General features: G+C 55.0%; 4 tRNA genes. All 4 read left to right on the top strand.

From position 1 onward, the window contains the following. Position 1 precedes the first annotated feature (1 nt). The 4 genes from FC652_RS20175 to FC652_RS20160 all read left to right on the top strand — a co-directional run bounded on the left by FC652_RS20175 (position 2) and on the right by FC652_RS20160 (position 613). Positions 2 to 77: transfer RNA gene (locus FC652_RS20175), tRNA-Gly, on the top strand. Between the two features lie 110 nt (positions 78 to 187). After that, positions 188 to 263 (top strand) — tRNA-Gly (locus FC652_RS20170). Positions 264 to 359: 96 nt separating this feature from the next. Further along, positions 360 to 435, top strand: a tRNA-Gly gene (locus FC652_RS20165). A 101-nt stretch (positions 436 to 536) separates the two neighbouring features. Continuing rightward, positions 537 to 613 (top strand) — tRNA-Met (locus tag FC652_RS20160).

Below are 613 nucleotides of genomic sequence, written 5' to 3'. Positions count from 1 at the left end.
TGCGACACTAGCTCAGTTGGTAGAGCGCAACCTTGCCAAGGTTGAGGTCACGAGTTCGAACCTCGTGTGTCGCTCCAGATTTAGAAGTGATGAGACCAAACGCGAGGAACCTCGTGTCTCGCCCGGATTAGGGAAAGCTGGTCGCGTCGCTCCAAATTACAGTTCTCGTCGTACTTAACGATGACATGCGACACTAGCTCAGTTGGTAGAGCGCAACCTTGCCAAGGTTGAGGTCACGAGTTCGAACCTCGTGTGTCGCTCCAGATTTAGAAGTGGTGAGACCGCACACGAGGAACCTCGTGCCCAAGCTGGTCGCGTCGCTCCAGTTTAAAGCCCTTATCGTGCTTAACGATGACATTGCGACACTAGCTCAGTTGGTAGAGCGCAACCTTGCCAAGGTTGAGGTCACGAGTTCGAACCTCGTGTGTCGCTCCAGATTTAGAAGTGGTGAGACCGCACACGAGGAACCTCGTGCCCAAGCTGGTCGCGTCGCTCCAGTTTACAGCCCTTATCGTGCTTAACGATAACATTACGGACGCGGGGTGGAGCAGCTTGGTAGCTCGTCGGGCTCATAACCCGAAGGTCGTCGGTTCAAATCCGGCCCCCGCAACCA

This window comes from Vibrio sp. 05-20-BW147 (assembly GCF_013369385.1).
Lineage (GTDB): Bacteria > Pseudomonadota > Gammaproteobacteria > Enterobacterales > Vibrionaceae > Vibrio > Vibrio floridensis.
Note: the sequence above shows the minus strand (reverse complement) of the source record. Positions and strands in the feature narration are given on the sequence as shown.